The sequence below is a fragment of the Acinetobacter sp. Marseille-Q1618 genome, from assembly GCF_902809855.1.
In the GTDB taxonomy this organism is placed as follows: Bacteria; Pseudomonadota; Gammaproteobacteria; order Pseudomonadales; family Moraxellaceae; genus Acinetobacter.
In genome coordinates this window covers 87723-114660 of sequence record NZ_CADDWJ010000002.1, presented here as the reverse complement: position 1 = coordinate 114660, position 26938 = coordinate 87723, and the positions used below count along the sequence as shown (strand labels likewise).

The 26938-nt window shown below is 37.7% G+C and carries 28 protein-coding genes; 22 read left to right on the top strand and 6 right to left on the bottom strand.

Annotated features, from left to right (window positions below):
• The first annotated feature begins 115 nt into the window (after positions 1–115).
• From HUS24_RS07705 to rplT, 7 genes are all read left to right on the top strand, one after another.
• Positions 116–733 carry a glutathione binding-like protein gene (locus tag HUS24_RS07705; RefSeq protein ID WP_173911513.1) on the top strand — a complete coding sequence of 206 codons (618 nt, stop codon included), beginning with the start codon at positions 116–118 and terminating at the stop codon, positions 731–733.
• 114 nt (positions 734–847) lie between these two features.
• A complete protein-coding gene (locus tag HUS24_RS07700; protein WP_173911512.1) occupies positions 848–1465 on the top strand; it encodes a glutathione S-transferase N-terminal domain-containing protein in 618 nt (205 codons plus the stop codon).
• Between the two features lie 87 nt (positions 1466–1552).
• Positions 1553–1837 carry a hypothetical protein gene (locus HUS24_RS07695; RefSeq protein ID WP_173911511.1) on the top strand — a complete coding sequence of 95 codons (285 nt, stop codon included), beginning with the start codon at positions 1553–1555 and terminating at the stop codon, positions 1835–1837.
• A 36-nt stretch (positions 1838–1873) separates the two neighbouring features.
• A complete protein-coding gene (locus HUS24_RS07690) occupies positions 1874–2281 on the top strand; it encodes a hypothetical protein (protein WP_173911510.1) in 408 nt (135 codons plus the stop codon).
• A 15-nt stretch (positions 2282–2296) separates the two neighbouring features.
• Positions 2297–2722, top strand: coding sequence for a YqaA family protein (locus tag HUS24_RS07685; RefSeq protein ID WP_173911509.1), 426 nt, complete (start codon positions 2297–2299; stop codon positions 2720–2722).
• A 203-nt stretch (positions 2723–2925) separates the two neighbouring features.
• A complete protein-coding gene (gene rpmI, locus HUS24_RS07680) occupies positions 2926–3120 on the top strand; it encodes a 50S ribosomal protein L35 (RefSeq protein WP_002054552.1) in 195 nt (64 codons plus the stop codon).
• An 11-nt stretch (positions 3121–3131) separates the two neighbouring features.
• Entirely contained in the window at positions 3132–3491 is a 360-nt protein-coding gene (gene rplT / locus HUS24_RS07675; RefSeq protein ID WP_120401613.1) for a 50S ribosomal protein L20, read from the top strand.
• A 27-nt stretch (positions 3492–3518) separates the two neighbouring features.
• On the opposite strand, the gene HUS24_RS07670 is transcribed toward rplT, so the two are convergent.
• Complete coding sequence (locus HUS24_RS07670; protein ID WP_173911508.1) at positions 3519–4451, bottom strand: hypothetical protein; 933 nt, start codon at positions 4449–4451, stop codon at positions 3519–3521.
• Positions 4452–4959: 508 nt separating this feature from the next.
• On the opposite strand from HUS24_RS07670, the gene HUS24_RS07665 reads away from it, so the two are divergent.
• The 6 genes from HUS24_RS07665 (at position 4960) to HUS24_RS07640 (ending at position 7614) form a co-directional block, all read left to right on the top strand.
• Positions 4960–5157 (top strand): hypothetical protein, encoded by a 198-nt coding sequence (locus tag HUS24_RS07665; protein ID WP_173911507.1) that lies wholly within the window; start codon positions 4960–4962, stop codon positions 5155–5157.
• Between the two features lie 114 nt (positions 5158–5271).
• Positions 5272–5664, top strand: a complete 393-nt coding sequence (locus HUS24_RS07660) for a hypothetical protein (RefSeq protein ID WP_173911506.1) — start codon at positions 5272–5274, stop codon at positions 5662–5664.
• Positions 5665–5737: 73 nt separating this feature from the next.
• A complete protein-coding gene (locus HUS24_RS07655; protein ID WP_173911505.1) occupies positions 5738–5935 on the top strand; it encodes a hypothetical protein in 198 nt (65 codons plus the stop codon).
• Positions 5936–5989: 54 nt separating this feature from the next.
• Positions 5990–6535: an AAA family ATPase gene (locus tag HUS24_RS07650; RefSeq protein WP_173911504.1), complete on the top strand. Its 546-nt coding sequence runs from the start codon at positions 5990–5992 to the stop codon at positions 6533–6535.
• 35 nt (positions 6536–6570) lie between these two features.
• Positions 6571–7053, top strand: a complete 483-nt coding sequence (locus tag HUS24_RS07645; protein ID WP_173911503.1) for a GNAT family N-acetyltransferase — start codon at positions 6571–6573, stop codon at positions 7051–7053.
• 12 nt (positions 7054–7065) lie between these two features.
• Complete coding sequence (locus tag HUS24_RS07640) at positions 7066–7614, top strand: NADAR family protein (protein WP_173911502.1); 549 nt, start codon at positions 7066–7068, stop codon at positions 7612–7614.
• Between the two features lie 42 nt (positions 7615–7656).
• On the opposite strand, the gene HUS24_RS07635 is transcribed toward HUS24_RS07640, so the two are convergent.
• Positions 7657–8670, bottom strand: a complete 1014-nt coding sequence (locus tag HUS24_RS07635; RefSeq protein ID WP_173911501.1) for a hypothetical protein — start codon at positions 8668–8670, stop codon at positions 7657–7659.
• A gap of 171 nt (positions 8671–8841) precedes the next feature.
• On the opposite strand from HUS24_RS07635, the gene pheS reads away from it, so the two are divergent.
• From pheS to HUS24_RS07620, 3 genes are all read left to right on the top strand, one after another.
• Positions 8842–9822 carry a phenylalanine--tRNA ligase subunit alpha gene (gene pheS, locus HUS24_RS07630; protein WP_173911500.1) on the top strand — a complete coding sequence of 327 codons (981 nt, stop codon included), beginning with the start codon at positions 8842–8844 and terminating at the stop codon, positions 9820–9822.
• Positions 9823–9963: 141 nt separating this feature from the next.
• Positions 9964–12345 carry a phenylalanine--tRNA ligase subunit beta gene (pheT, locus tag HUS24_RS07625; protein ID WP_173911499.1) on the top strand — a complete coding sequence of 794 codons (2382 nt, stop codon included), beginning with the start codon at positions 9964–9966 and terminating at the stop codon, positions 12343–12345.
• A complete protein-coding gene (locus HUS24_RS07620; protein WP_004723042.1) occupies positions 12342–12638 on the top strand; it encodes an integration host factor subunit alpha in 297 nt (98 codons plus the stop codon). Before pheT ends, HUS24_RS07620 begins: the two co-directional genes overlap by 4 nt.
• 281 nt (positions 12639–12919) lie before the next feature.
• Here the strand turns inward: HUS24_RS07620 and HUS24_RS07615 are convergent, their stop codons facing one another.
• From HUS24_RS07615 to trxA, 3 genes are all read right to left on the bottom strand, one after another.
• Entirely contained in the window at positions 12920–13201 is a 282-nt protein-coding gene (locus HUS24_RS07615; RefSeq protein ID WP_065993534.1) for a hypothetical protein, read from the bottom strand.
• A 381-nt stretch (positions 13202–13582) separates the two neighbouring features.
• Positions 13583–14851 (bottom strand): transcription termination factor Rho, encoded by a 1269-nt coding sequence (gene rho / locus HUS24_RS07610; RefSeq protein ID WP_065993535.1) that lies wholly within the window; start codon positions 14849–14851, stop codon positions 13583–13585.
• Between the two features lie 326 nt (positions 14852–15177).
• On the bottom strand, positions 15178–15504 hold the full coding sequence (gene trxA / locus HUS24_RS07605) for a thioredoxin (RefSeq protein ID WP_065993536.1): 327 nt from the start codon (positions 15502–15504) through the stop codon (positions 15178–15180).
• 275 nt (positions 15505–15779) lie between these two features.
• Here trxA and ppx point away from each other — a divergent pair, with 275 nt between their 5' ends.
• From ppx to HUS24_RS07580, 5 genes are read left to right on the top strand one after another with little or no spacing between them, the layout of a single operon-like run.
• Entirely contained in the window at positions 15780–17300 is a 1521-nt protein-coding gene (gene ppx / locus HUS24_RS07600) for an exopolyphosphatase (protein ID WP_173911498.1), read from the top strand.
• 51 nt (positions 17301–17351) lie between these two features.
• Complete coding sequence (locus HUS24_RS07595; RefSeq protein WP_065993538.1) at positions 17352–18176, top strand: acetyl-CoA carboxylase carboxyltransferase subunit alpha; 825 nt, start codon at positions 17352–17354, stop codon at positions 18174–18176.
• Entirely contained in the window at positions 18113–19462 is a 1350-nt protein-coding gene (tilS, locus tag HUS24_RS07590; protein ID WP_173911497.1) for a tRNA lysidine(34) synthetase TilS, read from the top strand. Before HUS24_RS07595 ends, tilS begins: the two co-directional genes overlap by 64 nt.
• A gap of 26 nt (positions 19463–19488) precedes the next feature.
• Positions 19489–20319 carry a pyrroline-5-carboxylate reductase gene (proC, locus tag HUS24_RS07585; RefSeq protein WP_173911496.1) on the top strand — a complete coding sequence of 277 codons (831 nt, stop codon included), beginning with the start codon at positions 19489–19491 and terminating at the stop codon, positions 20317–20319.
• A gap of 38 nt (positions 20320–20357) precedes the next feature.
• The gene (locus HUS24_RS07580; RefSeq protein WP_065993540.1) at positions 20358–20927 is read left to right on the top strand and encodes a YggT family protein; all 570 of its coding nucleotides are present in this window, start codon (positions 20358–20360) and stop codon (positions 20925–20927) included.
• Positions 20928–21253: 326 nt separating this feature from the next.
• On the opposite strand, the gene polA is transcribed toward HUS24_RS07580, so the two are convergent.
• Positions 21254–24025, bottom strand: coding sequence for a DNA polymerase I (gene polA, locus HUS24_RS07575; protein WP_173911495.1), 2772 nt, complete (start codon positions 24023–24025; stop codon positions 21254–21256).
• A 164-nt stretch (positions 24026–24189) separates the two neighbouring features.
• Here polA and HUS24_RS07570 point away from each other — a divergent pair, with 164 nt between their 5' ends.
• Complete coding sequence (locus HUS24_RS07570) at positions 24190–26895, top strand: DUF2339 domain-containing protein (protein ID WP_173912512.1); 2706 nt, start codon at positions 24190–24192, stop codon at positions 26893–26895.
• The last annotated feature ends 43 nt before the right edge of the window (positions 26896–26938 follow it).

Here is a 26938-nt window from a genome sequence, read left to right as displayed (position 1 = left end):
GAAAAATAAGAAATATTTGCAAGAGTGATTTATCCACTTGATCCTAAAAACATGCTATAAAAGTAACATAAACACGTTATAAAACCGAAAACAGCTAAAACCGATAGGATTAAAAATGATTGATTTGTATTATTGGGGTACGCCCAATGGTCATAAAATTACCATCGCCCTAGAAGAAATGGGATTGGAATATCAGATTTTTCCGATCAATATTTTAGAAAATGACCAATTTCAACCAGACTTTTTACGCATTTCCCCAAATAATAAAATTCCTGCGATTGTTGACCAAGATGGCCCAAATGGTGAGGCAATCTCTATCTTTGAATCAGGTGCAATTTTACAGTATTTAGGTCGCAAAACAGGTTTGTGCTATCCGAGTAATGAACAAGAGCGTGTTGAAGTTGAGCAATGGCTAATGTGGCAAATAGGTGGTTTGGGCCCAATGCTTGCGCAATATAACCATTTTAAAAATTATGCTAAAGAACCACATCCTTATGCAATTGAACGTTTTTCCAAAGAAACGGAGCGTTTATTTGCAGTGCTAAATCGACAGTTGGTTGGACAAGACTATGTTGCAGGACAATTCTCAATTGCTGATATTGCGATTTATCCTTGGTTGTCGATTTATGAAAAATTAGCTGTGAATATTGAACAATATCCAGAAGTTAAGGCATATCTTGAACGTATTAAAAATAGGGAAGCGGTCAAAAAAGCCTATTCCATACAGCTTTAATGTTACTCAATTAACGCGTTGATATTATTGATCAAAAGGATATTTGTCTTTAAAGTTTTGAAGTTACAAACTGCTAAAAATCATTCGACAATGAACAGATAAGTGGGTATCACCATGATTGACTTGTATTATTGGGGAACACCCAATGGTCATAAAATTACCATTGCCCTTGAGGAAATGGGATTGGAATATCAGATTTTTCCAATAAATATTTTAGAAAATGACCAATTTCAACCAGACTTTTTACGCATTTCCCCAAATAATAAAATTCCTGCGATTGTTGACCAAGATGGCCCGAATGGTGAGGCAATCTCTATCTTTGAATCAGGTGCAATTTTACAGTATTTAGGTCGTAAAACAGGTTTGTACTATCCGAGTAATGAACAGGATCGCGTTGAAGTTGAGCAATGGCTAATGTGGCAAATGGGTGGTTTTGGTCCAATGCTTGGGCAAAATCATCATTTTAGCCAATTTGCTAAAGAACAAGTGCCTTATGCGATAGAGCGCTATGTGACTGAAACAAAAAGGTTATATTCGGTGCTTAATAAGCAGTTGATTGGTCAAAAATTTGTTGCAGGAGAATACTCAATCGCAGATATGGCAATCTTGCCTTGGATTTTGCGTCATGAATGGCAACAAATTCAGCTTGAAGATTATCCTTATGTAAAAGAGTATGTTGAGCGAATGACAGCTCGACCTGCTGTGCAGCGAGCGCTATCTATCAAAGTTTAATATGTATTTTATGATAATATGAAAGCCACTTTTAAGTGGCTTTTTATGAATCTCCTAATCTTTTGGAATGGTGTATAGGTATTAGAAATGAAAGATTTCTTTTTAAATTTCACGAAAATTTTAGAAACCAATCCAAAAATTTACTGGAGTATCATTGTCGCAATTGCGGGCTGTTTAACTTTATATTTTGCAGAAATTATTCATGTGCAAAATCTTTATCCCACCATTCAATCGACTGATCCTCGTGTTGTTAAAGGGATAATCGATCCAATTGTGCAACGTTATCATTGGGCACGTATCTTGGTGGTTGCTGCTGCGCTTATTTGGGCAAATTTACAATATATAAAAACTAAAAAATCACTTAATCTATAAAACAAAACTATGAGCTAGGCTGACCGAGTAATTCTTATGAAAAATATATTTGCGCAGCATTTTATCTGTAGTTTTTTATGTATGTTGGTGACAGCAATCATTGATGCTTATTTGAATAATACCTTATCCACTGATCGTCTTGGTATATTGGCTTTTCTGTTTTTGGCAGTTGTCGGTCTGATTTTTTCAATTGCTTTTGCATTTTTTCAAAAATGGTTGCGGCAAAGTGTGAGATCTACTGTCATTTTAGTATTGATGCTTTCAATTTATCTTATCGTATCTAGTTATCTATTTTATGTGATTTATATTGACTGGAATGCTGTATCAGCAGGACAAATACAACTAACTTTATTTCAAAAGTTTTTACATTCTGAATGGTCACATTGGCTTGCTTTTTTGTTTCCTTTTTGTGCTTCATGGCTATATCAAAAGACATTGAAATGAATCTAATGATTTGATATGGCATACTTTTTATTATTTATATCTGCTTTTGGCGCTGCAACTTTACTGCCATTACAGTCTGAGGCAGTACTCGTTGGATTGCTTACACAAGAAAAATATTCAGTTTTTAGGCTGATTCTAATTGCATCTTTGGGGAATGTTTTAGGTTCATGTGTTAACTGGTATTTAGGTTTGCGTATTGAACAGTTTAAAAATCGGCAATGGTTTCCTGTTTCTGAAGTAAACATGTTAAAGGCTGAAAAAGTTTATCAAAAATATGGATTTTGGTCATTATTTTTAAGTTGGGTGCCGATTATTGGCGATCCCATTACGTTGATTGCAGGTTTACTTAAGGAAAATTTTTGGCGATTTTTATTCATCGTGACTTTAGCAAAAACAGGTAGATATATTTTTATCTATTTGCTTTATATTGGATTGTTTTAGCAAATCTAAATGTTTTCCAAACATTTCTTTTATACAGATTTCTAAAAGGTTTTTGACATAGAACAAATAAATATATTTTCAATTGAAAAAGGTGTTTATTGCTTTTGTTTTAGCCAGAGATGATTTAGAATATTGCCTCCCTTACCTGCAGGTCGTCTTCGCAATGGTGCGAACGTGCCGAACAGGTGTTTAAAGAGGTTGTTATGGCTAAGTTAAAAACTCGCCGTGGTGCAGCTAAGCGTTTCAAAGCGACTGCTAACGGTTTCAAGCGTAAACAAGCGTTCAAACGCCACATTTTGACCAAAAAATCTGCTAAACGTATTCGTCAATTGCGCGGTTGTGTCATGGTTCACGTAAGTGACATGAATTCAGTTCGTCGTATGTGCCCATACATCTAAGGAGATTATAAATGGCTCGTGTAAAACGTGGTGTACAGGCTCATCGCCGTCATAAAAAAATTCTTGCTCGTGCTAAAGGTTACTATGGCGCGCGTTCACGTGTTTATCGTGTAGCGTTCCAAGCGGTAATCAAAGCAGGTCAATACGCTTATCGTGACCGTCGTCAAAAGAAACGTCAATTCCGCGCTTTGTGGATTGCACGTATTAATGCGGGTGCGCGTCAAAATGGTTTATCGTACAGCCGTATGATTTCTGGCTTGAAAAAAGCACAAGTAATCATCGACCGTCGTGTACTTGCTGACATCGCTATGCATGATGCAGTAGCATTTGCTGCTTTAGCTGAAAAAGCGAAAGGTGCATTGGCTGCATAATCATCTTTGATGATAAAAAGAAGACCACTATTTAGTGGTCTTTTTTTGTACTTCTAATTTGGTTGCAAGTGGTTTTGCATCAAGAAAAACATTTTCAGACAACGTGTAATTATGCCAATGATAGCGTGCCGGAAATGAATAGGTTTGATTGACTTGTAAATTAGGATTGTACTTGAGGAAATTTTTTCGAATATAAAACTTGTCATCACCATTGCTCGGTTGCCAAACTTGGTGCTTACTTGAAACCTCAATCAGTTTTGCTTCATATTGCGTTTTTTCACCAAAATTTTCTGTGTAATAAGCATGTAAAATAGGCAGTAAAAAAACATAAAGGGCGATACTGATAAATGCACTAGAAAATAGTGTACCAAACCCAGCCAATTGCTTGATATCTTTACGAACCCATAAAAAACTTGGAATAAATATCAGTAGAAAAATACTACAAAAAATTGGAAAATTAGCATAATCCGTGAAAAATATAAAAGGTGCTTGAGCTGCTAAAAACATGCCAAGTCCACCAATTGGAACGCTCACAATTAATAAAATTGCAATACGTGGACTGACATTGGTATTGACTTGTTGATTGAATAAATTACGCTGTGCTTGAGCTGTTAACGTTATTTCTTGAGTACCTTCTTGAAAATTATAGTATTCTTTAAGTATTTTGATGAATTCAATTTTTTTATCTTCCTGCAATTGATTAATGTCTAAATTAAGTTGTAGCATTTTTAGCGGAAAGAAATATAATTTTTCTTCAGGCTTGATTATTTTTGTATTAAAGATCGGGCGTTGTAGAAAATAGGTTACTTTATTTTGAGTCACATCTAAAATGCCAAATTGACAATAATCAATATTCTTACGTTCAATCACTGTTCCAAGCGGCATATTGAAGAATGAGTGATATATTTTCTCAGATGTGACCGTCAGCCGAGTCGCTCTGATAAAAAGGTCAATAATCAAATAGACTCCAATATAAATTGAAGTAAATACAAAACCATCCGCTTGCTTATGTGAAATTGGAAAATGATTAAAATTATATTTTAAATATTCAATGACTATTGAAAAGCTAAATGGCTGAGCAAGTTTGGAAAACCACGGAAAAAATGGAAAAACATACATAATTATGATGAATATCATTAGCATTAGAAAAATCGTATATTTGTCTAAATAGGGTTTACGGTAGGAGAGGGGGAATGTCTTTTTCATGAGTTACTCTATTATTTTTATGGGTTTATAGGTTTTAAGACATTGATATTATAAATGAAAAGATAGAAAAAATTGAACTATCAGATGAAATGTAAAAAATCATTAAATTCTATTTATTTTGAAATAATGAAGTATTTAAATTATTTTTAACAAGTATTCGATAAATGATCTCCCATATGGGGAATAGCTATTTAAGTTTTGATAGATAAAATACACTTAATAAATTTGTAGTTTTATGCAGTGGGACAGAATGAAAATAATTATGATGCTATTTTTGACAATGTTATCAACTTCGATTATGGCGAAAAAAGTGATGACATGGGATGCCAGTACACGTGGTGAAGCTTGTAATAATGCAAAAAAAATTTTAGAAATTAGGGGAAAGCAGGTAAAAAGTGATTGCCAATGTACACAAAAGAATAATGGCACGTGGATATGTGCTGCGGAAAGTAAGAGTTAAACTGAAACTTTTAAATGTGTAAGTATTTGTCATAACAACGATAGATAATGGGTTGATAGGATAGAAAATTTGCTAGTCTAAAGTTTTAAAATGATCTTGATCTATATGAATACGATGCGCAAACAATACCATTTCCGCCAAGTTGATGAAGACATTTATATTTGGGATGTACATCGCTTGGTTGAGTTAAGCTGCCATTTTCCAGTCATAGAAATCCCCTTAGTTGATATTCAAGAGCTAAACGAGGCTTATTGGTTTCCAGATAGTTATCCAACAACTCAACAAATTATTGATCATGTTCAACTGATCCAAGAAGCAGACTTAACCTATCCTATTATTTTATGTGCAGATGGTCGCGTGATGGATGGAATGCATCGTGTTGCAAAGGCGCAATTACAAGGTCAGTCAACAATTCAAGCAGTAAAATTTGAAACTACACCCGAGCCAGATTTTAAAAATATAGATGAAGACGATTTAGATTACACAGCGCAGTCAACACTTACATAAACTCTACAGGATCAGTATTTTGCTTTGGCTAAGTGTTGCATAGAGTAGAATCACAACAACAAGGAGTAATACCATGCGTGTAGAAATAGAAGGCTTACAACAAGGCTCAATCGAAGTTGAACTGCAAATAATTCCAAGAATTGGGGAAACGGTCAAAGTGATGTATGGTGCAGATGCTGAAGTGAAAGGTGAAGTAACCGAAGTTGAACATTATATTAACCAACATGCCAATGAGCAAAAGGTGATTTTAACTATACGTCCAATATTCTGATGTGCTTTTCTCTAAAGGTCGCTGTATAGCGACTTTTTTATCAGTAGAATGACAATGAAAAGAATTAATATCGTAGGTACATCCGCTTCAGGAAAATCAACCTTTGCCCGAAAATTAGCGCAAAAACTTAATTTGGTTTATATCGAACTGGATGATTTATTGTGGATGGATGATTGGCAAGAAACGCCAGATCCTGAATTTTTTCAAAAGATTAAAAATGCAATCGCATATGCAGAACATCATTCAGATAAACAAGGCTATGTGATTGATGGAAACTATACACGAACGGTTCATTTGACTTGGAAAGATATAGATACCGTGATTTGGTTGGATTTGCCTTTTGCTTTAAATCTAGTTCAATCAGTCAAACGTGCCTTAAGTCGTGCGATCTCAAAACAGCCATTTTGGGAAAATTCAAATAATACTGAAAGTTTTAAACAAATGTTGAGTCGTGATTCGATTATTTTATGGATGATCAAAACCCATAAAAAGAATCGGAAAAAATATCAAGACAGAATCAAAAATCCTGAATATGCACATATTCAATTTATTCGTTTAAGGTCAAGAAAAGAAATTGAAAATTTTTTAAAAATGATTTGATTGCTTAAATCCATAAGTATTTTAGGGAAAAATAAATGATTCGACTAGCCACACAAGCTGATATTACACAAATTGCAGCAGTTCATGTGCAGAGTTGGCATGAAACTTATCAAGGTCTAGTAAAATCTGAAATTTTAGCTGCTTTAAATGTCGCGCAAAAAATACAGATTTGGACACAAGTGTTTCAGGATGACAATCATTGCCTTCTTGTTTATGAAAAAGATCAAAAGATTTTAGGCTTTTTAGATGGCTATTTACCAAAGCAAAAACGGACTGTTGAAATTCGAGCATTTTATTTATTAAAATCTATTCAAAAACAAGGAATAGGGCGAGAATTATTTAAGCGATTTTATCAATGTATCGATGTCGAAAAATATGACGCTTTAAGTTTAGAGGTTTTTGATCAGAACCCTAGCCGTTATTTTTATGAAAAATTGGGTGCGACACTGGTTCAAGTTGAAGATGCTGAAAACTATGGTGACGGTTTAAAAATCTGTCATTATCAATGGAAAATTTAACAAGAGAAGAATATGTCTGATTTTCAATATTTAACGGATTTACAAGAGCAACTAAGAAAGGGGAGTCATTTTAAATATCTATGTTTTTGGGGACATACACCCAAGCAAAAAGGTGTGATTGATAAAAGCTGTTTTAGTCAGTGGTTTCCTGCTGCATTTCAGTTGGATGGTATTAATTATAAAACGGCTGAACATTATATGATGGCGCAAAAAGCCAAATTATTTGCTGATAATGAAATTTTTGAAAAAATTATCCGTGTTGATCATCCCAATGAAGCTAAAGCATTAGGACGTAAAATCCAAAACTATCAGGAAAATATCTGGTTAGAACACCGTTTTGATATTGTTGTGAAAGGAAATGTTGCTAAATTTTCACAACATCCTGAATTAAATAAATTTTTATGTAATACACAAGACCGTATTTTGGTTGAAGCATCGCCTGTAGATAAAATCTGGGGAATTGGTTTAGCCGCAGATGATGAAAATGCCGAAAATCCATTGAAGTGGAAAGGTTTGAATCTTTTGGGTTTTGCACTGATGGAAGTAAGAAAGCAACTTTAATGTTGCTTTCTTAGTCAGTTAGATTTTATTTAAAATTAAAACTTATAAACCAAAATAATATGCTGCGATACAGATCAAAATCGTGATCACGATCAAGGTCATTACGCCTGATTTACCTACTTTAGATTCTGCGTTGTGATTGAAACGCTGCTGTTTGTTTTCAGTGGTCATTGGCTCAAAAGGTGAAGGTGCTTGTTTTGGTGTTAAATGTGCTGACTTGTAATGATTGGCAACTTTGGTGATAAATTTACTATATAAATCATCAAGTTTTTGTGAAAAATGACGTAAATTTATTTGTTCTTCTGGACTGATTTCTTGCTCTAAATCATTTGAAGGTGATCGCATTTTATTTTGAATGAAAACAGACAAAGCTTCTAAACGGTGCAATGTTTCATGTGCATAATCTGCGGAGTAAGCATTTGGAAATAAGGCAAGATGGTTGGTATGCTCTTGAGAGCTTGCTGTTGTACTTATACCTAAATAAGGCTGTGTGATCGTGCTTGGTTCAACAAAGCCTTGAGCATATTTGCTATTAAACAATTCATTGTCAGTATACACCTGAATATCATCCCAATTGGGTTGGGCAAGGTCTTGCTCTATTTTTTTATGATATTTTGCAGTGAGCTCAAAACGCCAAAAAGTTTCTTGACGCGTGCTGTTTTGCTGAGCCTCAGGAACATCATAATCGTTATCTGCTGTGTACCATTCGGCAAGTTCTTTGCCCAAAATCCAAGCCGTATGTTGTTGCTTGCTATGACTCACAATAAAATGTGGCGTCGCCAATAACTCGACATTGGCATTTGGGTTTTGTTCGTCATTTAAAAGACTTGAACTATGTAAACTTAAGCGATAAGCACCTTGTTTTTTTAAGCCTTCAAGCCAGATTTGAAAATGCTGTGCCAATAAATGTTGGCTAAGCAAATCCCGAAAATACAAACGATGTTGTTTAAAAATAGCATGATTGACCCATTGATTAAAACTTAAATCTTGGGACAAAAATTCGTTGCCATAGGTGACAAGTGTGAGTTGTTGTTTCCAAATTGGGTCGAGTGCCATGTGTTATTGATCTCAGAGACAGCATTTTTATGAAAGTCTGATTATCTTATACTTTTTATACTAGAAAATACTAATTTGATTTTCCTGTTTATGAGGCTTCATCCATCTGCATAAAAACTGTTAGAATACGCAGTTATATTCTTTTCTAAATTTGTTGCTTTGAGAGTTACTATGTCACTGGAAGCCCTGACCACTGAAGCGCTCGCTGCGATTGCAGCAGCAGAGGACCTTGCTACACTCGATCAAGTACGAGTGCAATTTACAGGGAAAAAAAGCCAGCTTGCGGAACAATCGAAGGCATTAGGTAAAATGGACGCTGAAGAACGTAAAGTTCAAGGTGCTGCCATTCATGCAGTTCGTGAAGCCATTAATGCTGCGTTGAATGAACGCCAAACGCAATTACAAAAAGCGGCACTAGAACAAAAACTTGCAAGCGAAACGATTGATATTACCTTGCCGGGTCGTGGGCAAACTGTAGGCAGTATTCACCCTGTTACACAGGTACAAGAACGTATTTGTCAATTCTTTACTAAAGCTGGATTTACTGTGGCAACAGGTCCAGAAGTGGAAGATGACTATCATAACTTTGAAGCATTGAATATTCCGGGGCATCATCCTGCACGTGCGATGCACGATACTTTCTATTTTGATGCAACGCATTTACTGCGTACCCATACTTCAGGTGTGCAGATCCGTACTATGGAAACGAGTCAACCACCGATTCGTATTGTTTGCCCGGGACGTGTTTATCGTTGTGACTCAGACCAAACCCATTCACCGATGTTCCATCAAATTGAAGGTTTGTATGTTGCTGAAAATACCAGCTTTGCAGAATTGAAAGGTTTATTGGTAAATTTACTGAATGAATTCTTTGAAAAAGATTTGAAAGTGCGTTTCCGTCCATCTTATTTCCCATTCACAGAGCCAAGTGCGGAAGTAGACATCATGGATGAGCGTGGTAAATGGTTAGAAGTTTTAGGTTGCGGTATGGTGCATCCAAATGTACTACAAGCTGCGGGCATTGATCCTGAAAAATATAAAGGCTTTGCGTTTGGTTTAGGGGTAGAGCGCTTTGCGATGTTGCGTTATGGCATCAATGACTTGCGTATGTTCTACCAAAATGATGTGCGTTTCTTACGCCAATTTGCTTAAACGAATTTAAACAGTTATTTGAATATTATTGAAATCCCCCTAAATCCCCCTTTGTAAAAGGGGGACTTTCCTGTCTTAAAGGGGCAGATGTGCTTCCCCTCTTTTTAAAGAGGGGCTAGGGGAGATTAAGGAAATGAATTTATGAAAATTAGCGAAAATTGGTTACGTACGTGGGTGAATCCTTCCATTGATAGCAAAACCTTATCTGACCAACTGACGATGTTAGGTCTAGAAGTGGATGATTTAACCCCTGCGGCTAAAGCATTTACAGGTGTAGTCGTTGGTGAAATTCTAACAGTTGAACAACATCCAGATGCAGATCGTTTACGTGTAACCACTGTGAACATTGGTTCAGGTGAACCATTACAAATTGTATGTGGTGCGCCAAATGTCCGTGCAGGTATGAAAGCACCTGTTGCAACTATTGGTGCGGTGTTACCAGGTGATTTTAAAATTAAAAAAGGCAAACTGCGTGGTGTGGAATCACAAGGTATGCTTTGCGGTGCTTCTGAAATTGATCTTGAAGATAAAATTGATGGTCTGCTAGAGCTTCCTGATGATGCACCAGTTGGTGTAGATATTCGTGAATATCTCAACTTAGATGATCATGTGATTGATATCAGTATTACCCCAAATCGTGGTGACTGTTTTAGTATTCGTGGGATTGCACGTGAAATTGGGGTGATTAACCAACTTCCTGTAACTGCGCCTGAAATTAAAGAAGTTGCAGCAACGATTGCCGATCAAAAGCAAGTTGTTGTGAATACTGAAGGTTGTCCACGTTATTTGGGTCGTGTGATTAAAAATGTCAACACCAAAGCGGCTACACCAGCGTGGATGGAACAAGCTTTAGCACGTTCAGGTATTCGTCAGCACAGTATTTTAGTCGACATTACCAACTATGTGTTGATGGAATTGGGTCAGCCTTTGCATGCTTTTGATGGTGGTAAAGTTCAAGGTTCAGTTCATGTACGTCAGGCGACTGCGAATGAAAAACTTGTCTTGTTAAATGAACAAGAAGTCGAACTTTCTGAAAATGTGATGGTGATTGCTGATGATACCAAAGCTTTGGCAATTGCAGGCATTATGGGTGGTTTATCTTCAGCAGTTTCAGATGAAACGACTGAAATTTTCTTAGAATCAGCATTCTTTGATCCGATTCATATCGCAGGGCGTGCACGTAGCTTTGGTTTACATACGGATGCATCACAACGCTATGAACGTGGTGTAGACTTTGAGTTGCCAATGACAGCAATGCACCGTGCATCTCAGCTTATCGCTGAACTTGCAGGCGGTGAATTTGGTCCAATTACTGTTGCTGAAAAATCTGAATTATTGCCAAAACGTGAAGCAATTGCTCTAAATCAAGCTCAAGTTGATCAATTGTTAGGTTATAAAGTTGAATCTGACTTTATTACGGACGCATTAAAACGTTTAGGTTGTGAAGTTACGGTTAAAGCACAAGGTGAATGGTCTGTAGTACCACCTTCACATCGCTATGATATGGCAATTTACCAAGATTTGATTGAAGAAGTAGCACGTATTCACGGTTATGATAATATTCAAATCAGTTTGCCTGTCATTGATGTGAAATTAGCAAAACATCAAGATCAGTTTGAATTGTCACAATTACGTCAGACGCTCGTGACTTTAGGTTATCAAGAAGCGATTAGTTTTAGCTTTGCTGATTTAAAACTTGAAAAGCAACTTAATTCACAGGTGAATCCATTGGCATTGGCGAATCCGATTTCAAGTGATTTGGCTGTTATGCGTTCAACTTTACTTTCAAGTTTGATCCCATGCGTGCAGTACAACCTTAATCGTCAACAAAGCCGTGTACGTTTCTTTGAGTTAGGCTTACGTTTTGATTATCAAAATGCACAAGGTATTGAAGATCTGCAACAAATTCCAACTTTAGCGATAGTTGCTGTTGGTGCGAAACAAGCAGAATCTTGGCATGGTAAACCTGTAGCGATGGATTTCTTTGATTTTAAAGGTGATGTAGAAGAAGTTCTTTCTGCTGCACGTTTAAATATTGAGTATGTACGCTCTGAACGTGAATGGTTGCATCCTGGTCAGTCTGCTGAGATATTAGTCGATGGAAAATCAATCGGTTACTTGGGTCGTTTACATCCTTCATTAGAAAATGAACTCGATTTAGCAACAACTTGGGTCGCTGAATTGGATCAATTGGCTGTTTTGCAAACTTATGTATCTAATTTTACAGAATTATCACGATTTCCATCGGTCAGACGTGATATTGCACTGGTAATTAATGATAAGATTAATGTTAGTGAAATTCAGCAACTTATAGAACAAACAGGTGGCGAATTGCTAGATGCAACTTGGTTGTTTGATGTGTACACTGGACAAGGTGTAGAGCAAGGTAAACGCTCGTTGGCATTTGCATTGTTATGGCAACATCCAACTCGTACACTAGAAGATGCTGAAATTAAATCTGGTATGGATAATATTATTCAAGTGTTACAAGACACTTATCAAGCGACATTGAGGGCCTCATGACAGCATTAACAAAAGCAGAAATGGCTGATCATTTAAGTGAGCTTACGAGTTTAAACCGTCGTGAAGCAAAGCAAATGGTCGAGTTGTTTTTTGATGAAATTAGCCAAGCATTAATTGCGGGTGAACAAGTCAAACTTTCAGGATTTGGTAACTTTGAATTGCGTGATAAACGCCAACGTCCAGGTCGTAATCCTAAGACTGGGGAAGAGATTCCAATTTCTGCTCGCCGTGTAGTGACTTTCCGTGCAGGGCAGAAATTTAGACAGCGTGTAGGTACAGAACAAGAAGATTGATTTTCTTTATATTAGCTTTATATTCAAAAACCCTGAGTAAAAACTTGGGGTTTTTTATTATTTAAAATTAGATCAATAAACTAAGTGCTTATTTTTGATTAATTGAGTGGATAGATAGAAGAAATTTAAGTGCAGTAATGTTGTAGGCAATTATTAAGATATTTTTATTTTAGAAATAAATATGAGTTGTGATATTCGCAAAATTGTTTAGATATAAATTTTAAGCATAAAAAAGAGAACCTATAAGGTTCTCTTTTTCTGATAATAATCTAAATTGATTATTATTGAGCAGCAGATGCAGCAGCAGTAGCGTCAGCAGCAGCAGCAGTAGCGTCAGAAGCAGCAGCAGTAGCATCAGCAGCAGCGTCTACAGCAGCAGAAGCAGCAGCAGTGTCAGTAGCAGCAGCAGCGTCAGCAGCAGCAGTAGCTTCAGATGCAGCTTCTACAGCTTCAGATGCAGCAGCGTTAGCGTCAGCAGCAGCTTCTTCAGTTTTTTTAGCACAACCAACGAAAGCTAAAGTAGTAGCAACTGCAGCAGCAATAGCGATTTTTTTGAATAACATGGCATCACTCTCATAAAATAAATTGAGACAAAAAACCCAAGTTAGCCTGTTTTTTGCTTTGTGCATAGCAGTCTAACTGGTATGCGAATATGCTATCACTGCGGATTTAGAATTGCTACTGCCTCAAATTAAAAAAATGCGAAAAAAGGTTATAAAATGACGTTTTTTTAACAGATATTTACAATTAATATTGCATTTTATATTGGATAATTACGCGCTAACTGCTTAAAAAACATAACTTTTATTTATTAAAAATATTAATATTCAAAGGCTTGTAATAAAGATTAACAGTCAAAAGCACTCTGTGTAATTTTATGTAAGTAAAGTCAACCAAATAAAAAGGCTATCGTTATAGATAGCCTCCTTAAAATAAATAAAATGTTAGTTGGTTGCTTTACGCTTCATTTGATCAAAGAAATCATCATTGGTCTTAGTTTCTTTCATACGGTCCAATAAGAACTCCATAGCAGCAAGTTCATCTTGAGTATGTAAAAGTTTACGTAAAATCCAAACTTTACGGAGATTTTCTTCACTCATTAAACGTTCTTCACGGCGTGTACCAGATTTTTTGATATTCATCGCAGGGAAAACACGTTTTTCAGCAATACGGCGATCAAGTGTAATCTCTTGGTTACCTGTACCTTTAAACTCTTCATAGATCACTTCATCCATTTTACTGCCTGTTTCAATCAAAGCAGTAGAAATGATGGTGAGTGAGCCACCTTCTTCAATATTACGTGCTGCACCAAAGAAGCGTTTTGGACGTTCTAAAGCATGTGCATCTACACCACCAGTTAAGACTTTTCCTGATGAAGGAATCACAGTGTTATAGGCACGTGCTAAACGTGTAATTGAGTCAAGCAAGATCACCACGTCTTTTTTATGTTCAACAAGACGTTTTGCTTTTTCAATCACCATTTCAGCAACTTGAACGTGACGTGCAGGGGATTCATCAAAAGTTGATGCAACGACTTCACCACGTACAGTACGTTCCATTTCTGTTACTTCTTCAGGACGCTCGTCAATTAGGAGAACGATGAGGAAGCATTCAGGATTATTACGAACAATCGACTGTGCGATGTTTTGTAATAACATGGTTTTACCCGCTTTTGGCGGTGCAACAATGATTGAACGTTGACCTTTACCAATCGGTGCGATCAAATCCACAACACGTGCGGTTAGATCTTCCGTTGAACCATTACCTAATTCCATCACCAATTGTTCAGTTGGGAATAAAGGTGTTAAGTTTTCAAATAAAATTTTATTACGTGAATTTTCAGGTGTGTCATAGTTAATTTGATTTACTTTTAATAAAGCAAAATAACGTTCACCTTCTTTAGGTGGGCGAATCGTACCTGTAATGGTATCCCCAGTTCTTAAATTAAAACGGCGAATTTGTGATGGGCTCACATAAATATCATCTGGTCCTGCAAGGTAAGAGCCAGCAGCCGAGCGTAGGAAGCCAAACCCATCAGACAAAATTTCTAGAACACCATCACCAAAAATTTCTTCGCCATTCATTGCATGACGTTTTAAGATGGCAAAAATAATGTCTTGTTTGCGGTTACGAGCCATTCCTTCAAGGCCCATAAACTCAGCAATCTTAATGAGTTCGCCAATCGGTTTTTTCTTGAGTTCAGTTAAGTTCATAGATGTCAGATTGATGTAAGGATGTGTGGTACACAGAGATAAAAGAAAGAAGCAAAAATCGCCCGCAGTACAATAGGTGAATGTAATTGTATTTGCACAATAACAAAACTCAGAATCTAATTAGTTCTTTCGAGGAGAAATGTGTAAAACAATTTCTGTTGCCGAGTGGCGATCTTATGTGTTGTGTTTTAAGAAATTGGAATGACGCCCCAAAATTTCTTATGCGTGAAATATAAGTGAGAACTATAAAGTTGTCAACGTATAGAAGAAAAATACGCCATAATTTTTATGACGTATTATGAAAAACTAAAATAATAAAAACTCAATTAGATGTTTTCATCAATGAAAGCAGTCAATTTAGACTTAGGCACTGCACCGATTTGTTGTGCAACAACTTCACCATCTTTGAACATTAACAATGCAGGAATGTTACGGATGTTGTAGTTTACCGCAGTTGCTTCACATGCAGTCACATCTACTTTAACGATTTTCACTTTACCGGCATATTCTTCAGATAAAACTTCAAGTACAGGTGCAATGGCTTTACATGGTGCACACCAACCTGCCCAGAAGTCTACAAGTACAGGAGTTTCAGATTTTAAAACGTCTGCTTCAAAGTTGGCATCGGTAGTATTTACGATATTGCCTGACATGGATATTGCTCCAAATATTTTAAAGATGTCATCTATGTCTATAAGTATTACATAGACATCTTCTACAAAGTAGGGGAATAGGTAAATTTTCGATCTTAATTGTTAATTTGTCTAATTGATGCTCACGATAACTGTAATCGGAAGGTTAAAATTGTCACACAACTGTCACAAATGTAGAAAAAATAATGTCTCAGTGAATTGTCATCATAAATGGCTTTTCAATTGGCTGTATGTGAATTAATCTAGGCACACTTCTGAATGAGTTTGTATGAATAATGTCTGATTTTTTAATTGATGAAGAATTACTTGCTGCCATTGATATGGGGTCAAACAGTTTTCACTTGGCGATCGCACGTGTCGATCATGGTGAAGTAAAAAAAGTAGCATCAATGTCAGAAAAAGTTCAGCTTGCTGCTGGACTGGATGAAAATAAAAATTTAACCGAAGCCGCACAACAACGTGGTTTGGCGTGTTTGGCACGTTTTGTTGGACGTTTAAGCTCAGTTCAGCCCAATCGTTTGCGTATTGTTGCAACCAATGCCTTGCGCCAAGCGAAAAATGGTCAGGAATTTATTCAAAAAGCAGCAGAAATTTTACCTAAACCGATTGAAATTATTGCAGGTCGTGAAGAAGCACGTTTAATTTATCTGGGTGTTTCTCATACCATGGTAAATAGCGGACGCCGTTTGGTGATTGACATTGGTGGTGGTTCCACTGAATTGATCATCGGTGAAGAGTTTGAGCCGATTCATACTGAATCTTTGCAAATGGGGTGTGTGGCATTTACCAAGGCTTATTTTCCAAACGGTGAGATTAGCCAGAAAGATTTTGATAAAGCAGTAGTTGCAGCACGTAAAGAATTAACCTCTATTGCCAATACCTATAAGGCTGAAGGTTGGGATACGGTAGTTGGTTCTAGTGGTACGATCAAAGCCTGTCGTCAAATCACGGTGAATATGGGTTGGAGCGATGATCAGGAAAATCTAACGCGAGAAGGCTTAGAAAAACTCAAAGACAAAATGTTGAAATATAAACATGTTTCAGATATGGAGTTTGAAGGTTTAAAAGAAGATCGTCGTGCGGTATTACCTGCTGGATTAGCGATTTTATATGCAGTATTTGAAATTTTAAATATCGATAAATTAGTCTATTCTGATGGGGCTTTGCGTGAAGGGGTAATGTACGACTTGCTTGGGCGTTTCCAGCATGAAGATATCCGTGATCGTAGTGTACAAGCCATGATCGGGCGTTATAGTGCAGATTTAAAGCAAGCACAACGTGTAGTTGATACAGCACAGCATTTATTTGACAGTGTAGCAACGGCACTGAATTTAAATAATGATGACAGTGACTTATTACGCCGTGCGGCATATTTACATGAAATTGGTTTAGCCATTAGTCATAGTGGTTATCATAAGCACAGTGCTTATTTATTACAGCATTCAGATATTCCTGGTTTTTCACAAATTGATCAAAACCATTTGTCACATTTGGTCGCTCATCATCGCCGAAAATTGCGTACAGACAGCAAAATTGATGTGATGAGAGTGGGCGGATACAAACTTATTTACCTGTGTTTATTGCTTCGTCTCGCCGTTTTGCTAAATCACAGCCGTAGTGATGAGATGCTTCCTGCCATTGAATTAACCGTTCAGAATGAGCAACAATGGCAACTCAGCGTTTCTGGTGATGCCAAACAATGGCCATTGCTCGTTGCCGATTTGCATGATGAGCAACTGCAATTTAAGCATTGGGACATTGAATTGAATATTCAGTCGGAACAGTTTATCGATTAACACAAATTTCTCGGTGTGGGTCATCGGCGAATTAGGGATAATACTCGACTTATGAAAAATAAAGCTGCTCAATCTAAAGCTTGGAAAACGGTTCAAATTGCACGTCATCCAGAGCGTCCGCAATTTTTGGATTATGTAGGCGAAATTTTTACAGAATTTGATGCCTTGCATGGCGATCGTGTGTTCGGTGACGATGGTGCTATGGTGGGTGGTTTAGCCCGTTTTAATGGTCAGCCTGTGATGATTGTAGGTCAACATCGTGGGCGTAGTACGCGTGAAAAGTTACAACATAATTTTGGGATGAGTAATCCTGAAGGTTATCGTAAATCACAGCGTTTGCTTGATATGGCTGAGCGTTTTAATTTACCTGTATTTACTTTCATTGATACGATGGGAGCATACCCAGGAGTCGGTGCAGAAGAACGTGGTCAAGCAGAAGCAATTGCGACCAGTCTTGCACAACTTTCGAGTTTAAAAGTGCCTGTTATTGCAACAGTTTTAGGTGAAGGTGGTTCTGGTGGTGCACTAGGTATTGGTGTGGCTGACCGTGTGATTATGCTGTCACATAGTATTTATTCTGTGATTTCACCTGAAGGTTGTGCTTCAATCCTATGGAAAACGGCTGAAAAAGCTGAACAAGCCAGCGAAGCTTTAGCATTAACTGCGGATAAACTGCAAAAACTTGGCATTGTAGAATATGTGGTTGATGAAGGTGAGGGCGCACATTTACATCCATTCAAAGTGATGGAAGCTTTGAAAGATGTGTTAAAACAGGCGCTTGATGAATTACAACCGATGGATGCGCAGGAGCGATGCGAAGCACGTTACCAACGTTTGATGAAGTTTGGCAGCGACAATTTAGGACTTGCTTCTTAAAACAATCTCAGCAATTTCAAGAAAATACTCAATTTCTCATTGGATGCAGTGGCGGCATGGATTCCATGCTGTTGTTGTATCTTATGGCTGTGCTTTGTCCCCAACAAGTGCGTGCCATTTATGTGAATCATCAACTTCAAAAAGTCAGCAAGGATTGGGCAGATTTTGTTGCCGCACAATGTCAATCTTTAAATATTCCTTATATTATTGAAAATGTTCAGGTTGCAAAAGGAAATCTCGAAAACCAAGCCCGAGAAGCACGTTATCAGGCTTATTTAAAACATTTAAAAAATAATGAAATCTTAGTATTGGCACATCATCAGCAAGACCAAGCAGAAACATTGATGTTGCGGTTACTCTCAGGTGCAGGCGTATCTGGTTTGGCAGCAATGAAAAGCCTAGATGTGCGTGAACAAATGGTTATTTGGCGACCACTTTTAGCGCTGAGTCGTGAGCAAATTTGCCAATGGGTAACTCAGAACCATATCAATTATGTTGATGACCCAACCAATCTCGATACGCATTATGATCGGGCATGGTGTAGACAGGAACTTTGGCATATTTTGCAAAGTCGCTATCCAAAAATGCAGCAAGCTTTGGCGCGCACCAGTGAGTTGATGCAAGATGCAGACGAAATTCTGACTGAGGTTTCACAGCAAGATTTGGCATTATGTGGAAATGCTGAATATCTAGATTTAGCAAAATTTCAAACATTATCACAAGCTCGTCAACGCCAACTTTTATCGGTCTGGATGAGGGGTGAAAGTAGCTATCGTCCTAGTTTCGAAATGGTACAACGTCTTCAGGATGAAGTGATTGCATCAAAAAATGATGCACAAGCAGCTTTACATTGTAATCAGTTTTATTATGTACGCTTTCAAAATATTTTATATCGTTTGGCGGCTGCAACCTATGATGCAAGTAAAAAAACACCTGATCAAAAAATTGAAGAAATTCGTTGTATATTAGGGCAGAATTTGACCGTAGCATCAGGTCAATTTCACATTCAAACAGAAAAAATCGGTTTATCACCAACATTGCTGAACAAAAATCTGACTTTGCAATATCGCGTTGGCGGAGAAAAAATTCATTTATATGGCCGAGTGGGCGCATGGCCTTTGAAAAAAGCCATCCAAAACCAGCAAATTTTTCCTTGGTTGCGTCATACAATTCAAATATTGAGCATAGATAATGTTATGCTTGGTGTTTTTACACCGAAAGGTTTTTGGCTAGCACAATCGGACTATGTTGAAGTCGGTGGTTGGCAGCCAAATTTAATGTCTTAGCGAGCAAAATCAAACGAGCGTAATTCATGAATGCAGCTTTAAATTGTAATATTACTTTCATTGGTGGTGGAAATATGGCACAAGCCCTCATTGGTGGCTTGATTACCCGTGGACTGCCTGCAACACGGATCACGGTGTCTGACCCAGTGGAAAAAATACGTGAATTATTACAAGAAAAAGACGTTCACGTGACAGATAATAATCGTGCCGCAATTGAAAGTGCTGATGTGGTGGTTTTGGCAGTCAAACCCCAAGTTTTGGCAGGTCTACTTAAGCCGCTAAAAGGTTTATTTGAAAATAAACTGATTATTTCCATTGTTGCTGGGGCTGAAATTACCACGATTGCTGAGCTGACAGGTACTGAGCGTATTGTGCGTGTCATGCCAAATACACCAGCTTTGGTACAAACAGGCGCACATGGTCTGTTTGCAACTGAGAATGTTGCTGCCGCAGATCGTGAATTGGCGAGTCAGGTCTTGGCTGCGACAGGTCTGACCATTTGGGTTAACTCAGAAGCACAAATAGATGCGGTGACTGCTGTTTCGGGTTCTGGCCCTGCATATTTCTTCTATATGATGGAAAGTATGATTCGTGCAGGCAAAAACATGGGCTTGGATGAGAAAGTTGCAACCGCTTTGACTCTGCAAACAGCTTTGGGCGCTGCACAAATGGCAATTACCAGCTCAAATACGCCTGCTGAATTACGCAAAAATGTGACTTCTCCAAATGGCACAACACAAGCGGCATTAGAAGTTTTTGATCGTGCACAAATTTCACAAAATATTCAAACTGCCTTGGCTGCGGCACAAAAGCGTAGTCAAGAGTTAGCACAAGAATTAAGTGATAGCACGAAATAATTGATTTAATTATTGATTTTATTTAGGAATATTCCGATATGGGTGCAAATTCTGCGCAGATTTTTGGCATTATTATTAACGTCGCAATTTTGCTTGTATTCTTTCGTTTTTTAATGCAATTGGCAATGGTAAGTCCATATAATCCAGTTGTATTGTCTACAGTGAAAGCGACCAAAATTGTGGATGTTTTTAGTCGCATCTTCCCAACCGTTGCCAAAGGACGAGTGAATACCGCTGCATTGGCATTATTGATTATTCTGTATTTGTTGAAAATTTTTGGCATCATGTATTTACAAGGTGCTATGCCAAATAGCCCTGTACATCTTTTGATTTTGACTTTTGTCACGATGATTCAGGATTTGATTCGCTTCTGTCGTTATTTAATTTTTGCAACGATTATTTTGAGTTGGGTGGTGATGTTTACGCAGTCACGTTCACCTTATATTGAAGTAATTCAGGAGCTTGCAGAGCCTTTGCTTGCGCCATTTCGTCGTATTATGCCAAATATGGGAATGATAGATCTGTCTCCGATTTTGGCCTTCCTTGCATTGTATATCGCTGAAATTCTAATGAATGAAGTTGCGAAGGTTTTGCTAACAGGTTTGTAATTTAGTGATTTAAAAACAAAGGACTCGATTGAGTCCTTTTTTATTGCTTAAAATTTATAAAGTGAATTGAATATGATGACTATTAAAGTATTCATTAAAAATATGAAACTTGAAGCCAATCGTTCAAATGTGGAGCTTTATTAAGTTTCATTAGCCTCCAATGAATGATTACGATTTGGATTGTTAATATTGATTTCATTGGAGGTTTATGAAAAGAGATATTCTGAAAACCTCTTTTTCTTTATAAGACAGTGCTTCTTATTTTTAAAGGTCACTTCTTCCTATTTCTAACTCTCTCCTGAGAGGAGAGAGAACTTATTTAAAGTTTAATGCGCCTCATCCCAATTGTTGCCTTTACCAACTTCCACCACCAAAGGCACAGACAAGGTACAAACTTTTTGCATCACATCCTGAATTTGTTTTGCTAATTCATCTGCGATCGCTTCATCAACCTCAAATACCAATTCATCATGAACTTGAAGAAGAAGTTTAGCTTGATCTTTCGGTAAGATTTTATCCACTTTGATCATTGCCATTTTAATGATTTCAGCAGCAGAACCTTGTAGTGGCGCATTAATCGCTGCACGTTCCGCACCTTTACGTACCATCATATTTCGGGCATCGATATCAGGTGTATATAAACGACGACCCGTAATCGTTTCCACAAAACCTTGTTCTAATGCCACTTGGCGTGTACGTTGCATGTACTCATAAATGCCTGGATAACGATGGAAATATTGTTTGATATAATTTTGTGATTCTTCACGGGTAAACCCTAACTGACGAATCAAACCAAATTCAGACATACCATAAAGTAAACCAAAATTCACTGCTTTGGCTTGACGACGTTGATCACTGGTTACTTCTTCAAGTGGAACGCCGAGAACTTCTGAGGCAGTACGACGATGGACGTCTTGCCCATGATTAAATGCATGTAATAAAGCATCGTCTTGAGAAAAATGCGCCATCAAACGCAGTTCGATTTGTGAATAATCGGCTGCAAGTAAAATCCGACCTTTAGGTGCAATAAAGGCTTTACGGATTTGACGTCCTATTTCCTCACGGACAGGAATATTTTGTAAGTTTGGATCCGTTGATGATAAACGTCCTGTTGCGGTCAAAGCTTGATGATAACTGGTATGCACACGATGTGTGTCAGGATTGGCTTGTTTGCTTAAACCTTCAGTATAGGTACTTTTGAGTTTGGTCAAACCACGATATTCAATAATTAATGCAGTAATTGGATGGTCGATTTTTTCCAAAACTGCTTCAGAAGTGCTGTATTGACCTGTTGCTGTTTTTTTGCCACCTTTTAAGCCGAGTTTTTCAAATAATACTTCACCGACTTGCTTCGGTGAGCCGACATTAAAAGATTCACCTGCAATTTCAATAATTTGATTTTCAAGGTTTTGAATGGTTTCAGCAAAATCAACACTGAGTTGATCCAAAAATGCCAAATTAAGTGCGATGCCATTTTCTTCCATTGAGGTCAAAACGCTTGCTACAGGCATTTCAATATTATGCAAAATGTCGCTCAGCTCAGGTGTTTCTTTCAGTTTACGATCTAAAACTTCGTAAAGACGATAGGTGACATGTGCATCTTCTGCGGCATAGTGCGCAGCAGTTTCAATGTCGATCTGGTTAAAGGTTTTTTGTTTTGCGCCTTTTCCTGCAATTTGTTCAAAAGTGGTGGTCAAATGGCTCAAATATACACGTGCCACGTCATCCATACCGTGACGTGTTGCCACCGAGTTTAAAACATAGGATGCCAACATGGTATCAAAATACCAACCTTGTAAATGAATGCCATGATTTTCAAAAATATGTGCATCATATTTTAAATGATGGCCAATTTTTTCAACTTTTGGATCTTCTAAAATCGGTTTGATTTTTTGGATAATCGCATCACGATTCAGTTGTTCTGGCACACCTTCATAGTCATGGGCAAGCGGAACGTAGTAAGCATCATGCGCGTCAAATGCAACCGAAAATCCAACCATTTCTGCAATGCGATAGTCTAAACTGGTGGTTTCCGTATCAATGGCAAAACGTGTCGAGGTACTCAAACGTTGCCAAAATTTTTCCCAATCTGCTTGGGTTAAAATGGTATGGTAAGTCGCTTGTCCCAATTGATCATCTACACTACTGAGATTGGCTTGGTCTTCCACAGCCACTATTTTATCTTCTGATTTTTGTTGAGTTTTTTCTATTTGTTTTGATGTTTGTTTATACGTAGTACCATTTGGATTGTTTGGATGATCCAAAGACTGTAACTGATTACGAAATTCGAGTTCAGTATACAGATTGCGTAACGCGTCAACATTAGGTTCGCATAATTTCAAATCATCATAAGTCAAGCTCAGATCAAGGTCGATGATGATACTTGCCAATTGATGATCGAGTTTAATGCCGTCAAGGTTTTCTTTGATACTCAACCCAACTTTACCTTTGATATTGTCAGCATTGGCAATAATATTTTGCAAATTATCATATTCATTCAGAAGTTTAGCTGCAGTTTTTGCACCTACGCCTGGTACACCTTTAATACCGTCCGATGCATCGCCCATGAGGGTTAAATAGTCAATAATTTGCTCAGGACGTACGCCAAATTTTTCAATGACCCCTTCAATGTTCATCGGTTTGTCTTTGAAACTGTCTTCTAAGGTGACTTTTTCAGTCACCAACTGTGCCATGTCTTTGTCACCTGTTGAGATCAGCACTTGATGACCTGCAGCTTCAGCACGTTTGGCTAATGTCCCAATAATATCATCCGCTTCAGCACCCGGTAACATATGTAAAGGAATACCCAAAGCACGAATCAAAGCATGTAAATAAGGAATTTGTTGTGCAAGTTCGTCAGGCATACTTGGACGATCACCTTTATAAATGGGTGACAGCTCATGACGAAAAGTGGGTTCAGGCGTATCGAAAATTACAGCCATGTGTGTAGGTTGCACACGACGCATGAGTTTTTGAATGGCAGAAATCGCACCACGAATCGCATTGGTTTGTAAACCCGTTGAGGTTGTTAATGGTGGCAGTGCATGAAAGGCACGAAATAAAAAGTATGAACCATCAACCAATACAAATGGTGGCATCGAAACATTCCTAATTCAAATAATAAGGCTTATTGTACGTGATTTTTTCAAGGAACATAGCATCGAGATGTAAGGTGATGGTTACCGAATATCTGATGAAATCATGCAAAGTCAGCATTTTACTGTTGTATGATCACATCACTCAGGAAAGAGAAAACATAGATATGCCAAAAGGGCAAAGTGAAATTCGGATTATTTGGCTCATGGTACTGACCATCGCTGCTGTAGCAGCATGGTTTTTTGATCTAAAGGTGGTGACATATCTGTGTGGGCTCGCCTTTGTCATGAGTGTGATGCACTATGTCGATGCTTTACAACAACCTTTGAAGGATCTTGCTACACAGCAACAGATTCCTGTGCAATTTACGTCTAAAGTTCCGCTTTATATTTCATCAATTGTTGCAATTGTTGGAATGAGTTTGCATTGGAGTTGGTTGATTGGGTTGGGTTTGACCTGTTGGATTTTCTTTTTCTTGCGTTGGTTACGGCGACTGGAACGTTATGTGCAGCAGCTTCAATCTCGTTTGCAGCATATTGCAAGCTCTCCAGTGCTTCAGAATGATCTAAACATTGCACCATCACCCCCTCCAAATTCCAGCCATGCTGAAATCACTTTGCTTGAGCAAATGAAACAATGGCTTTTTCAGGGTAATCCTGTCTTAAAAGTGGCTATTGTAGTATTGGTAATCGGCATCATTTTACTCTTGCGTTTTGCGACTGAACATTGGCAATTAAGTTTGGCTGTTAAACTCGCCATTGTGGCAGCCATAAGTTTGGCAATTACTGGTTTAGGTGTATTTTTACAGCCCAAAAATCGTAGTTTCTCCTTAGCTCTTGAAGGTTTGGGTTTGGCTGGATTGTTCCTGACCTTATTTTTTGCCTATTACAATCACATTGTTCCTAATATTTATAGCGCAAGTCTGTGTTTTGCCGTGATTATGCTGCTGACTTTGTATTTAAGTTTAAAACAACAAAGTATTGAATTGGCTTTGATGGCAATGGTGATCGCTGCGGTGGCTCCTTTCACTTTACCTGTCCGCGATGCAACTGCCGTGGAGTTTGTTAGCTACTACTTGGTGATTAATGTCTGTATTGCGATTTTAACGACTTTGCGCCCTTGGAAAATACTCAACCAAATCGCATTCTTAATGACTGCAATTGTGGCAGGAAGTTATGCTTTTGTTCATGGTCATCTACAAGAGCGCGATACTTTAGCATTGTTGGTTAGCGCCCATACGGCAGTGTTTATTTGGCTTGGTTTTCGTTTTAGTCAGTTGTTGGCAAAACAAGATGTGGTGCAATTCAAACTTAAACCTGCACTGGATATTGCACTGATTTTTGGCGCACCGATTGTGGGTTATATTTTCTTATATCTGATGTATTTTGAAAAAACTTTGTGGCAAGCCAGTTTAAGTTTGGCTTTTGCAGCATTGTTTGCTGTTTTATATGGTTTAGCCAAACGCAATCAATCTGTGCATTTGATCTCACAAAGTTATTTTAGTTTAGCTTTAATTTTCCTCAGTTTGATTCCACCGATTTTGCTTGAAAATGAATGGAGTGTGATCGGTTGGGCAATAGAAGGCGTATTGATTTTTGCACTTGCGCTTTATCGTCATTCAACGATTAGTCGTTATTTGGCAATTGCATTGCTGATTGTTGCAGGTTTATTCAGCTTATATTATTGGGTGGATTTGGCTTATTTCCCAACGATGATGTATTGGTTGCTTAGCCTAAGTTATGTCGCCGTTGTGTTGATTGCAAATGCGCATGAAAAATTTCAAACACAAATCACCAGTTCAACGATTGTCTTTTTTAGTCTGTTGTTGATCGCTGCGACCAGTATGCTGTTGCTCCTGTTACTGGATCATTTTGATGGACAACATCAGTATGTATTGGCTTTACTCAGTGTGAGTTTGGGGTATGTACTGTGCAATGAAGTGTTATTGCGCTGTAAAGCAACATGGTCTTGGCTGATTCCAAAATGGGTCGGTGTGATTCCATTGTATTTTTTTGCGCTGATTTTTGTGATAGATCGCAGTCATTTGGGGGAGATTGTTTGGCATTCGCAATTTGAACGCTTGGGCATGGCAATTGTAGGAATTCTACTCAGTGTGCTATGGCTACGACCATCGGCAAGTGTCAAACTTGAAAAAGAATGGGTGAGTTTGGGGACTTTGCTGAGCTTGGCTTTAAGCAGTTTAAGTCTTGTGCCAGCTATGCCTTATATCAGTGTCATGATTTTACCTTTGGCATTTTGTGCATGGTGTTACTCTCAAAAGCAAAATCCAGATTGGGCAATATTTTGGCAAACACGTAGTAGTTTGGCTTTAATGTTGCTATGGATAATTTGCTCTCAGCTTTTTTCACAACAAGCCTTTGAATATTATTTCTTACCCGTGTTAAATCCTTTTGATTTGATCAGTATTGCGATTTTGGCTGGTTTTATTTGGATGCTGAGCTTACAACTCAAGCAAGGCATGGATCGCGGAATTATTGCAGTTTTATCTGTGCTGAGCGTATTGTGGTTAAGTAGTTATGTGGTATTACGTGCATTGCATATGTATTTTCAAACACCTTATAACGAACTGGCGATTTGGGAAAATGCCACCATTCAACTGAGTTTTACTTTGCTTTGGGTATGTTTGGCTTTTGTCACCATGAGTTATGCCAGTAAAAAATATTTACGCCCATTGTGGATTTTAGGAGGCAGTATTTTAATGTTGGTGACTTTAAAATTGGTACTACTAGACTTGTCCCATATTGGCACATTAACCCGTGTGATTTCGTTCCTAGGTGCTGGTTTTGTGATGTTAATTATTGCTTATATTGCACCAATTCCTGAGACTGAAACTAAAGTTTTAGAATCTTAAACTTTAGATTTACTGTAAGAATTCTTCCTCTTTAAAATGTAAA

Bases quoted from the DNA above. Each gene is read 5' to 3' on its own strand.
- HUS24_RS07620 (WP_004723042.1), top strand. From the start codon at position 12,342: ATGACAGCATTAACAAAAGCAGAAATGGCTGATCATTTAAGTGAGCTT.
- rho (WP_065993535.1), bottom strand. From the start codon at position 14,851: ATGAACTTAACTGAACTCAAGAAAAAACCGATTGGCGAACTCATTAAG.
- HUS24_RS07640 (WP_173911502.1), top strand. From the start codon at position 7,066: ATGTCTGATTTTCAATATTTAACGGATTTACAAGAGCAACTAAGAAAG.
- HUS24_RS07700 (WP_173911512.1), top strand. From the start codon at position 848: ATGATTGACTTGTATTATTGGGGAACACCCAATGGTCATAAAATTACC.
- HUS24_RS07570 (WP_173912512.1), top strand. From the start codon at position 24,190: ATGCCAAAAGGGCAAAGTGAAATTCGGATTATTTGGCTCATGGTACTG.
- HUS24_RS07615 (WP_065993534.1), bottom strand. From the start codon at position 13,201: ATGTTATTCAAAAAAATCGCTATTGCTGCTGCAGTTGCTACTACTTTA.
- rpmI (WP_002054552.1), top strand. From the start codon at position 2,926: ATGGCTAAGTTAAAAACTCGCCGTGGTGCAGCTAAGCGTTTCAAAGCG.
- polA (WP_173911495.1), bottom strand. From the start codon at position 24,025: ATGCCACCATTTGTATTGGTTGATGGTTCATACTTTTTATTTCGTGCC.
- HUS24_RS07690 (WP_173911510.1), top strand. From the start codon at position 1,874: ATGAAAAATATATTTGCGCAGCATTTTATCTGTAGTTTTTTATGTATG.
- HUS24_RS07660 (WP_173911506.1), top strand. From the start codon at position 5,272: ATGCGCAAACAATACCATTTCCGCCAAGTTGATGAAGACATTTATATT.
- tilS (WP_173911497.1), top strand. From the start codon at position 18,113: ATGCGAAGCACGTTACCAACGTTTGATGAAGTTTGGCAGCGACAATTT.
- HUS24_RS07650 (WP_173911504.1), top strand. From the start codon at position 5,990: ATGAAAAGAATTAATATCGTAGGTACATCCGCTTCAGGAAAATCAACC.
- HUS24_RS07685 (WP_173911509.1), top strand. From the start codon at position 2,297: ATGGCATACTTTTTATTATTTATATCTGCTTTTGGCGCTGCAACTTTA.
- HUS24_RS07665 (WP_173911507.1), top strand. From the start codon at position 4,960: ATGATGCTATTTTTGACAATGTTATCAACTTCGATTATGGCGAAAAAA.
- rplT (WP_120401613.1), top strand. From the start codon at position 3,132: ATGGCTCGTGTAAAACGTGGTGTACAGGCTCATCGCCGTCATAAAAAA.
- HUS24_RS07655 (WP_173911505.1), top strand. From the start codon at position 5,738: ATGCGTGTAGAAATAGAAGGCTTACAACAAGGCTCAATCGAAGTTGAA.
- HUS24_RS07705 (WP_173911513.1), top strand. From the start codon at position 116: ATGATTGATTTGTATTATTGGGGTACGCCCAATGGTCATAAAATTACC.
- HUS24_RS07695 (WP_173911511.1), top strand. From the start codon at position 1,553: ATGAAAGATTTCTTTTTAAATTTCACGAAAATTTTAGAAACCAATCCA.
- ppx (WP_173911498.1), top strand. From the start codon at position 15,780: ATGTCTGATTTTTTAATTGATGAAGAATTACTTGCTGCCATTGATATG.
- proC (WP_173911496.1), top strand. From the start codon at position 19,489: ATGAATGCAGCTTTAAATTGTAATATTACTTTCATTGGTGGTGGAAAT.
- HUS24_RS07645 (WP_173911503.1), top strand. From the start codon at position 6,571: ATGATTCGACTAGCCACACAAGCTGATATTACACAAATTGCAGCAGTT.
- HUS24_RS07635 (WP_173911501.1), bottom strand. From the start codon at position 8,670: ATGGCACTCGACCCAATTTGGAAACAACAACTCACACTTGTCACCTAT.
- pheS (WP_173911500.1), top strand. From the start codon at position 8,842: ATGTCACTGGAAGCCCTGACCACTGAAGCGCTCGCTGCGATTGCAGCA.
- pheT (WP_173911499.1), top strand. From the start codon at position 9,964: ATGAAAATTAGCGAAAATTGGTTACGTACGTGGGTGAATCCTTCCATT.
- trxA (WP_065993536.1), bottom strand. From the start codon at position 15,504: ATGTCAGGCAATATCGTAAATACTACCGATGCCAACTTTGAAGCAGAC.
- HUS24_RS07595 (WP_065993538.1), top strand. From the start codon at position 17,352: ATGAAAAATAAAGCTGCTCAATCTAAAGCTTGGAAAACGGTTCAAATT.
- HUS24_RS07580 (WP_065993540.1), top strand. From the start codon at position 20,358: ATGGGTGCAAATTCTGCGCAGATTTTTGGCATTATTATTAACGTCGCA.